This is a genomic window from Flammeovirga yaeyamensis (assembly GCF_018736045.1).
Classification (GTDB): Bacteria; Bacteroidota; Bacteroidia; order Cytophagales; family Flammeovirgaceae; genus Flammeovirga; species Flammeovirga yaeyamensis.
The window spans coordinates 1857879-1867160 of sequence record NZ_CP076133.1 but is presented as its reverse complement, the minus strand read 5'-3'; the positions used below and the strand labels follow the sequence as shown (position 1 = coordinate 1867160).

The 9282-nt window shown below is 39.0% G+C and carries 16 protein-coding genes; 15 read left to right on the top strand and 1 reads right to left on the bottom strand.

The features are described from left to right. Positions 1-203: 203 nt before the first annotated feature. Complete coding sequence (locus tag KMW28_RS27240) at positions 204-395, bottom strand: hypothetical protein (RefSeq protein WP_215585922.1); 192 nt, start codon at positions 393-395, stop codon at positions 204-206. Positions 396-743: 348 nt separating this feature from the next. On the opposite strand from KMW28_RS27240, the gene KMW28_RS27235 reads away from it, so the two are divergent. The 15 genes from KMW28_RS27235 to KMW28_RS27165 all read left to right on the top strand — a co-directional run bounded on the left by KMW28_RS27235 (position 744) and on the right by KMW28_RS27165 (position 9219). Beyond that, on the top strand, positions 744-953 hold the full coding sequence (locus tag KMW28_RS27235) for a hypothetical protein (RefSeq protein WP_169665487.1): 210 nt from the start codon (positions 744-746) through the stop codon (positions 951-953). A gap of 11 nt (positions 954-964) precedes the next feature. Then, on the top strand, positions 965-1291 hold the full coding sequence (locus KMW28_RS27230; protein WP_169665486.1) for a hypothetical protein: 327 nt from the start codon (positions 965-967) through the stop codon (positions 1289-1291). Positions 1292-1390: 99 nt separating this feature from the next. Then, positions 1391-1849: a hypothetical protein gene (locus KMW28_RS27225; protein WP_169665485.1), complete on the top strand. Its 459-nt coding sequence runs from the start codon at positions 1391-1393 to the stop codon at positions 1847-1849. Positions 1850-1875: 26 nt separating this feature from the next. After that, entirely contained in the window at positions 1876-2496 is a 621-nt protein-coding gene (locus tag KMW28_RS27220; protein ID WP_169665484.1) for a hypothetical protein, read from the top strand. A gap of 286 nt (positions 2497-2782) precedes the next feature. Then, positions 2783-4390 carry a hypothetical protein gene (locus KMW28_RS27215; protein ID WP_169665483.1) on the top strand — a complete coding sequence of 536 codons (1608 nt, stop codon included), beginning with the start codon at positions 2783-2785 and terminating at the stop codon, positions 4388-4390. Between the two features lie 73 nt (positions 4391-4463). After that, positions 4464-4661 (top strand): DUF6150 family protein, encoded by a 198-nt coding sequence (locus KMW28_RS27210; RefSeq protein WP_169665482.1) that lies wholly within the window; start codon positions 4464-4466, stop codon positions 4659-4661. Between the two features lie 82 nt (positions 4662-4743). After that, entirely contained in the window at positions 4744-4899 is a 156-nt protein-coding gene (locus tag KMW28_RS27205; protein WP_169665481.1) for a hypothetical protein, read from the top strand. 383 nt (positions 4900-5282) lie between these two features. Further along, positions 5283-5420 (top strand): hypothetical protein, encoded by a 138-nt coding sequence (locus KMW28_RS27200; protein WP_169665480.1) that lies wholly within the window; start codon positions 5283-5285, stop codon positions 5418-5420. A gap of 73 nt (positions 5421-5493) precedes the next feature. Further along, positions 5494-6003 (top strand): hypothetical protein, encoded by a 510-nt coding sequence (locus tag KMW28_RS27195; protein WP_169665479.1) that lies wholly within the window; start codon positions 5494-5496, stop codon positions 6001-6003. 64 nt (positions 6004-6067) lie between these two features. Continuing rightward, positions 6068-6361 (top strand): hypothetical protein, encoded by a 294-nt coding sequence (locus KMW28_RS27190; protein WP_169665478.1) that lies wholly within the window; start codon positions 6068-6070, stop codon positions 6359-6361. 66 nt (positions 6362-6427) lie between these two features. Further along, positions 6428-6745, top strand: coding sequence for a hypothetical protein (locus KMW28_RS27185; RefSeq protein WP_169665477.1), 318 nt, complete (start codon positions 6428-6430; stop codon positions 6743-6745). A gap of 137 nt (positions 6746-6882) precedes the next feature. After that, on the top strand, positions 6883-7215 hold the full coding sequence (locus tag KMW28_RS27180; protein ID WP_244994568.1) for a murein L,D-transpeptidase catalytic domain-containing protein: 333 nt from the start codon (positions 6883-6885) through the stop codon (positions 7213-7215). A 59-nt stretch (positions 7216-7274) separates the two neighbouring features. Continuing rightward, positions 7275-7757 carry a hypothetical protein gene (locus tag KMW28_RS27175; RefSeq protein ID WP_169665475.1) on the top strand — a complete coding sequence of 161 codons (483 nt, stop codon included), beginning with the start codon at positions 7275-7277 and terminating at the stop codon, positions 7755-7757. A 759-nt stretch (positions 7758-8516) separates the two neighbouring features. Then, positions 8517-8852, top strand: coding sequence for a hypothetical protein (locus KMW28_RS27170; protein WP_169665474.1), 336 nt, complete (start codon positions 8517-8519; stop codon positions 8850-8852). Next, entirely contained in the window at positions 8845-9219 is a 375-nt protein-coding gene (locus KMW28_RS27165) for a hypothetical protein (protein ID WP_169665473.1), read from the top strand. Before KMW28_RS27170 ends, KMW28_RS27165 begins: the two co-directional genes overlap by 8 nt. Positions 9220-9282: the final 63 nt, after the last annotated feature.

Genomic DNA, 9282 nt, shown 5'->3' with positions numbered 1-9282 from the left:
TGACTAGTAAGTGGGTCTGTACGATTTGTTGTCAAAGCCTCTGAGGTAAGTGCACCGAGCATGGACACGACGTGATGTCGTATCATAACATCAACGGTTGTTGTGTAAGTGTTGTCGACGGACAACCATCAACAACTCAAGTGATGCAAACATGTAGGAGATGTAACTGGCAGAGCATACAAGGTGAGATTATTCTATTAAATTTATAATACAATGAAAGATCTATTCAAAACGATTTGGGAAGGTGTTAAACGCATCTTCAACACAGCGAAAGATCCTAAAAACGCTACGAAAACGTCAGCTGTAGCAGCAACCGTGTCAACCGTGGGAACTGTGATTGGTAATCCAGGATTCATCGCAGCCACTTTGGTCCAACCACTTGTCGGTTTGTCCATTCTTGGTGTTACATTCTCGGTTGTATTCCTAGTTTCATATGGTACTATTCTATTAGCCAATGACACTGTCACATTCGAACAAGCCTAATGAAACTTAAATCACTAAATCGCATATTATCAATCGCATGGTCAGTATTGGTTTGTGCGTTAGTTTGCTTCGTTTAGTATTCTAAAAATCAATCTATTCAGGGGTGGGGTTTTCTCACCTCTCTTTGTATCATTTGACATTCATCAATTTAAAATGGATGCTCGATTGAGTGTCCTTTATCACAACATAAACATTCTAATATTATGAAAAAGATTAAAGAAATCCTTGAAACAATCAAAGTTGGTAGACAAGCAATGGATATGTCATACACAACTGCCGTAGTCAATGGCGAGCATAACTCAGAAGCCGTTGAAGTTGGCGTTAACTTAGTAGTTGGTGCTGTTTGTCAAGTAGTAGCGTTTAAGAAAGCTCCGAAAGCAACCATCGCTGTCACAGCCGTTGGCGCTGCTGTCAATCTTTATGCAGCTTACCGTAAGGGTAAGAAAGTTCAATCGAATACTTCACTTTAAATTCATCAATCATGAAATTCATTAAATCAATCGAGGCGTCCGACTATGACGGCAAACCGTTCGAATCGTTCATCGAAGTTGGTGTTCTACGTTCAGTAACTCGTTCAGAGGACGAAAATGAACAACTGATCGTTATAGCTTCTTACGACGGTATTGAAGAATACCTAGAAAAAGGTTGGGCATACAACACAGGAACATATACTGTTGCTGATGCGTGTGAAGTATGGTCAGGTGCAGCTGAACAGATTCGAAGTTATGTCAAGGAGATGCGTCAAAAGTATCTGAAAGAGTTGGAAGACAATTCAATCCTAGATGGCACACACAAAGTGTCGTACTAGGTCCAATGTTACACCAACGTTACGTAACACTTAACAGAATTTAAGAGTTTGAACCATCGCCATTTCAACTCGTTACATCAATCATAAACTAAACAAAACATGAAGAATCTAATCATCTCAATCGCATTGCTGTTCACTATGTTTTCAGCACACTCTCAATCAGTTAAACGCACCGTTGACAAATTGAACAAGTCAATAACCGTCGAAACAAACGGTCTTGGTGCAAACTATCGTTACACGAAGTTCCAAGGTGGAATTGAAGTTCGACGAATCACATTTAGCCTTGCTCATACGTCAGGCAATTACATTCAACGGGAGTTTAAAACGAAGCTTTTATTGTCTGATGGTCAAACTTTGACATTGGACACTCGCTCAAGTTTTAACGGAGAAGCATACTATTTGAGTATGTCCGTCACTGAGCAACAAGCTTTGATGTTTGTCGGTAAGAAGATCGACGAAATACGTGTTGAAAACTACGATACGTATCGACAATGGAAACCTGCCGGACGTTTGAGAAACATTGGCAAGTACATCAAAGCCGTTGAAACACAAAACTAAATTGACACTAAACAAATCTACCAATCATGAAAAATTTAATCATCTTATTCATCGCTCCAATCGTATTGTTCTCATGTGGTTCTGACTCAGAGCCGGAACCAGCAACAGGCGTTGTTTACGCTAACACCGCACCAACACAAAGAGACGATCGCACCGAGGATAAATGTTTCGACCGTCAAGGTAATCGCATTGAATGTCCAAAGAACGACAGTAATCCTTACTTTGATCGTTCTGGTACTTACCAAAACGGTGAGAATAATACTAACAATGTTGATAATAACACTCAAGACGAGGTTGTAACACCGATATTGTCAGATACGCTTGTTAATTACCGAGATAGATTACAACACTATCAATTGCAATTGCATGAAGATGGTACATTCTACCTTCTAAAAGAAAGCGGTCACGCTTCAGGCGATTATTACTACCAATTTGAGTTAGAAGGAACATACATTCGTGATAACGGTGTCTATTTAATAACTCCAATAAAGTTATTATCAGCTAGACGTTGGGATTTATCAACCGGTATATCGACCAATATTTCACAAGGAGTTGAAAGACCCTTCACTGCAATACCAAGTTCAAACACATTGGATGAATTTAGAGAATTGCACAATGCTCAAGATCTAAACTTAGAAGTTGAGTAGTATTCTAAAAATCAATTTATAATGAGCGGCCAAGTGTCGCTCTTTTCACATCAAAGAAATTATAAGCATGGAATATAAATTTATAGATGTATCAGACATTCGAAATAAAAACCACAAAGAGTCTTTTATACGTAATGTCGAGTACACTAAAAGGAAATATAAAGACAACGCCGACATAGAATACGTTGGCGCTGTTCGAGGTAAGAGAAGAATAGAGTTCGTCTTACAACATCGCAAGTATGGATATGCTTCTGTTGAATTTGAAAAAATCAAACGAGACCAAGACATGTTTAGATCTCAGCGATTAAAGTTTGAACGTTCTGAACTAGAGTTGAAGTATCAAGAAAAATACCCACAGATGGAAGTTCTTGGGTTTATCGCTAAGAACGGCGATACATACGGAGTCGTTCGACATAAAAAGTTAAACATTACAAAAGAGTCCTTGGTTAGTAACATGTTGAAATTTAAATATCCTTTTCGTTACGAGGAACTAGAAGTTGAATACGACAACCTGGTCCAACGTGCGTTAGAGATATGGCCGAACGTAGAGTTCATTAGACGTTACACTGAAAAGCGTAAGACATATTTTGAATTTCAACACAAGCAATTGGGAATCGTCAAAACGACTAATAAAGCTGCGATTGAAAAGGACTTTTACCTATTCTACAACGAAGAAAAGCTTGATGAATACACAAAGTTCTTCCAACAATACGAACAAGACAACGAACATATTAAGTTCAGAGGTTTTATTGACGTTGGTGTAGAATATGTGCGTTTGTATCACAACTTGCTGAAGTTAGAAAAGAAGTGCCGTTCAGTAAAAGTTAAAAACGGTGAGTTTCCATTTCGCTATGAGATGAATGCCTATAATTGCGATCAAGTAGGTAAAGCTGCCGAGCTTCGATACCCAAACTTGGAATATCGTGGGATTGATCGCACGAATAAGCAGATGATGGCACGAGTTTACAACACACTACTTGATATAGAAAAGTCTACATACATAGACGGACTTGCTGCGAATGATTATCCATTTGCAAGTGAGGAAGCTTTACACTTCAACACAATCGCAGCAAAAGCGTATGCAGAGCAGCACGAAGATGTTGAGTTTGTTCAAATGGTTTCAGCAACTCAAATAGAGTTTCACAGTACTTTATTGAATTTAAATGTTGTAGTTACTCCATATCAAATAAAGGGCGAAAAACTATTAACTGATATTTTCTGGTATCAAAAGGTCGAACATAGATACGATTCTGTACTTGCTGACTTTCTAAGTGAAAACCCGCATATTAAGTTTATTGAATTTAATTACTATAGAGGTCAAAAGTGTGCGAGATTTAAACACTTAAAACTTGATATCGTAAAGAATTTCGGTATGTATAAACTTGAGCGTGGTGTTTACCCATTCACTTACGAAGAAGGTTTAAACGGACGTACTAAAGATCAGTGTTATTATAACCCAGACATTTATCAAGAAATGTATTTACGCAAAGTAAGTATAAACGGTAACGACTACTTGAAGATTGGTGTGTCAAACAACACTGAGAAACGTAGTTATAAAAATGGATCAACGTGCGCTACTTTGAATACCTTTCCATCGACGATGGCTACAGCGGGTTTGTATGAACAATTGATCTGGGAAACCACCAAATGGGTTGGAGAAAAATCACTTGAGAATGGTAATACTGAATTGTTCGAGTTCGATTCGTTCATTGAACAACATGCACCAAACTGCGACAGTATGGAAGCTTTGTTACAACTGTTTAAAGATCACTACGGATCAGACAATAAGCGTAATTGGAAATCGTCTAAGAACGGTTATATGCTACAACCTGACGGCTCTTACAAGCACGAGTATGCTATCGAAGGTCGTCCAATGAAACCCTTTTATAAATAATTAAATCATGAGATATATTGTAATCATGTTGATGCTCATTCTAGCATCGTTCAAACCAGCAACGAAACCGAAAGTGTTCATCGTTGCCCAACGCCATCAAGCAGATGTAATCGTTACGACTGTTCAACAAAGACATCAAGCCGACGTTGTCATCGCACCCAATTCTTGGAAAGGCGATTGGCAACTTGTTGATCAGAAATGGCAAGCCGACAAATTGATTTATATCACGTCGAAGTCGTGGGAAGCTGACGTTAAGGTTTTCTTCGAGTGACAATGTGTCGTAGAATTGACTTTGGACAAGTTATTGCCCTAACTTGAACGTAAATAATTACGTACATCTAAAGTCAAACGACATGGAAGATAAAGCAATACAAATCAAGTTATCGACACTTCAAGGAGTTTTAAACTACTTGGCACAACAAAAATACGCTGACGTTGCAGGTATAATCTCAACGATTAACCAAGAGATTCAACCTCAACTTGCTGAGAAGACTGACGAGTCTAAATAGACTAGTCTTGGATTGCCGGATAATCTATATTACCAAAGGGCGTTTCATTCATTTGATTCGCCTTTTTGCATTTCTAAACCTAACATTGAAAACATGAAATCTAATTCACAAAGACTTTGGATGCTATCATCATCCACGTTTTGGACGATCATCATCGTGTCCAAGTTTCGCAATTTTGCACCAGTTATCGAACTCGATAATTACCTACACACCGTTGGAAACTTCGCCGTTTGGCTAATCCTTTTGTTGATGGCGGTTTGCCTTGGAATCATCTTCACGTACTTATGTACCATCTTCATCGTTGGACCTGTTGTTTACATCGCTAAGAAGATGTTCAAACCGATTTCCGGAAACAATAAAGTAACCATTGTCGATGAAGAGTCATGAGCAAGGAGCAGAACAAATCGCAAGACAAGTCGAACAAATCGAAAAAGTCAACCAACAAGTTGAGAGAAGAGAGAGCCGAAGCGTACAAACGTGCTGTCGAAGCTTTCGAAAAGGGTGGTGAGAAACCATTCTAACGCTCGTAAAAATCAATCTATCAAGGGCGGTGTTTAGCCGTCCATTTACCTAACAATCAAACTTAAATTAATCATGAAAAATCTATTCATCTCAATCATCGTATTCATATCATTCGCTGCTAACGCTCAAGATTTTAACATCAATGATACAGTTACAGTCCAAGTTAACAAGCATCGAACAGCAAGTTATGTTGTAAGCAAAATCAGCAACCGCAGATTCGCTGGTCATAACGTCAAAACTGAGTATCTTGGAGGTTATCCAATACACAAAATCATTGATGTTCGTAAAGCACAAACGTCAGACGAGAAGTTTCTTGCTGCAAGTCTTGAAGAGTTATATGCATTGAGAACAGAAATTCGTATGCGTAAAGAACATGCTCAACACAAAGCCAATGCCAACGGTGGTTGGAAAGCAGCCGGTTTAGTTACAACTGGGGTTGCAGCATTCTTGTATGCACCTGTAACAGTACCAGGTATTATCATGATTGCTGCTTCACCCATCCGTAAATGGAAACGTCAAGTCAAAGAATGTGATCGTAAACTCGACAAGCTTAACGCTAGAATCAACGAATTGAAGAAATAAAAATCAGTCTATTAAGGGCCAACGTCGTGTTGGTCCATTACCTAACATATAAACTTTATTAATCATGGAATCAATCTTATTATATACATCGACTTATTCAAACGATAGCTATTTAGCTGCATTAGGTATGATGGCTCTTTTACCAACCCTATTCACATGGGTTTTCTTATCAATTGGTGTTGGCATTGCTGGTACTAACAAGGATTGCGGATTTCTGTCAGCAGTCTTTGTAAGTATCGTATTCTCACCACTAATTGGTGCTTTATATGTAATCACCTCGCACGAAAGTCGATCTAGTGTGTTTAAAAGACTTTCGCATGAAAGGAGAATTAACGAAATCCTCGACAATAAAGAGTAACACAATCTATCAAGGGCGGTCAAGTTGATCGCCTTTTTCATTCCTAATAATTTAAATAAACCAATCATGAAATCATTAGTAAGACTAATCATAATAACAATTCTAGTATTTGCTGCAGTAAATGTATTTGCCGACAATGGTCGACACGCCAAGTCTAAAGCCAAGTTCCATATCGTCAATTCTAGAAAGAAACGCGAACGTAAAGCAAGAGTTGGAACCATATTGACTGCTGTTGGTGGTGTAGGTTCAGCTGTTGGCATCTTCACTTTGAATCCAATAATTCTTGTTCCATCATTGATAATTGAAGGTGTTGGTGCTAGACAAATGGCTAGAAATCACCATCAAATCAATGTAAATTCGAAACGTCGTCATCATCGTCGCTAATGTACAGATTAATCGTAGCAATGCTACTTTCAACGTTCAGTCTGAACGCTCAAGTCATACATGTTAACCTTGGACTTGACATTGATAGCGTTCGGCTGTTCGTCATTGACAACCAAGACACCGTTTACCGTTGTAAGGTGTCGCAAGGTGAAGGAGGAATCTCAAATGACGTTGGCTCACATGCGTCATCGTTAGGTGATTACTTAATTGCTGAACGTTATGCATCGACCTTTGGAGGTTATGGTTACCGTTTGGATGGCTTAGAGTGTACGAACTCCAATGCCAGACGACGAGTCGTAACGATCCATGGTTGGAAATATGTCAACGAGAATCAAATCGCTTATGGATGGGGTTGTATCGCCGTGTCGCACAAAGACATGAAGTGGTCGGACCAATATCTAATCGACAAGAAGAACGTTCATTTGCTCGTCTATATGAGTAAGAAAAAATCAGAATATAACTGGGAATAATCCCTAAAATCATTTCGGACAATCGCTGTCCATCGTAACATTTAAAACGCAAAATTATCATGAAAAAAGTATTTAATAACATCGCTAACGTAGAGTTAAAACATTTCGAAAACATGTCAGAAGTGTTAGGAGAAACATTTGAAGTTTCTGTAACCGACGGATTCGTAAACTTCATCCACGAAGATGAACTAATCTGCGATTATAATATACATTCGAATGAGTTGAGATTGTTGAATTTCGACTACAAAGAGGTGGTTAACGATGCCTATATGAACACTCGAATTGCCAAGGAGCAAGAGAAGAAAACATTCACTGATCGTAAGAAAGCCATGGTTATTTGTAAAGAGTACGAATCAGGTAAGAAGTTCTACCAAACGTTAGACGTTTATGTCAACGACATCATCAAGTACCTTGACAAAGTGCAGTCGCACAATGTTGTAAAGAAGGTTTATGCCATGTTGGTAAACTTGGAGTTAGATAAAGACGACCCGAACCGAGTTGAGAAGTTCTATCACCCTCATAAGACTCAAGCAAGTGTGTAGAAAAATCAGATTCATTTGGGTATAAAGAATTATAGAGTAAGAGAATTTTTAATTGTGAAAAGTTAGATGCACTACCGTTGGTGGTGCTTCTTTTTTCATTTCCATTTTAGATTAGTTGATTGACAAACCTAGCGAGAAATCGTTAGGTTTATTTTTTTGTTTTAGAAAGGAGCGCTCTCGCCATCCCCCTCTAACTGATTCCATCGCTCCACTCGGGTGCAAAATAGACCCTCTCTTTGGTCGGGTGCAATTTTTACCACTCGTTATCACTAAAATCAGTTTTTGTTGTCTCGTTTCTACGAAAGAAAAAGCTCAGCCATTAGCAACAGTCGTTGTGTGAAAGCTGAGCCTCTTTTATTATGGTTGAGTTACCTCGACGACAAGATACGAACAACCCGTCGGATGAACAATCTGATGGGTTTCTTTTTGTTGCAAAAATCAGATTGTTCCGGGTAAAGATTATACTAAAAGTATTTCATTAATCAGTAGTGTTAGAAGCGTCAACAATCGTTGGTGTTTTCTTTTTTGTGGATTTAACGAACTCTCGTCATCCGTCAGCTTCGCTACAATATGTGGCTAACGCTGGGTTTGTTTTACTCGTCGGTCGACTCGGTCGATTCGGCTAGGCTCTAATAGGCGTTCGGTTTGTTGTTCTCTTCTTACTTAGCAAAAATCAGTTTTAGTCGGGTTGGTTTATTGGAGAATCGAAGCACACACTTCGGGTACATCATCCCATCCATAATTTAAATTTTAATCGATATGAATATTTTCAAACGAATTGGCCGTGCGATCAAGCGTGCGTACAACAAGGTTGTTGACTTCATCGTCAAACAGATCGAAGTGATTGAAAGTCACGTTGACTACGTTTCGAGTCGACCTTTTGAAGAAACATTGGCGATGCTCAGCTTAAACTTGGCGTTAGTGATCTTGTTGATCGAGTTCGCAGCGATCTCACTTTTAAGTGCAATTGGTGTACTGTGTTTGGGTTTTGTTATTGGTGCCTATGTTCGTCGCTACAAAACGTATCGCTACACAACACCCGGAGAAGGTAACGTCATTCATTTTCACCCCAAACAATACGTAGCAAATGAGTAAGCACATAAGAGGCTTGGTTTTCGGGTTGAAGAGAATCGTAAACAACCTACTTCGACGAATAGGATTTACTGCTCGTCAAGACCAGGAGGATAAAGCCACGGCAAAGAAGATACTCGTTTTGAGTGTAGCATCTGAGATCGTATTGGAAGTTATGTTGACGTTCGTGTCACCCAATGTGTTTATCGCAGGTGCTTTAACGTTAGCTTGCTTTGGGTTGACATACTATTTATCCAAGTTGACCGAACGAGTGCAACAACAATGGAAGAAACGTCGTCGAAAGTCTGCATTTGCACCCGTTAATGGTGGTTATGCTGACGTTGAAACGGGCGAACTTGTTGAAGATGGCGGGTTCGGTTATGATTGGTAACAAAAAACAATTAAAACAATGATAAAGAAAATTAGAAATAAGCTTCGTGAGAAGTTAGGGTCG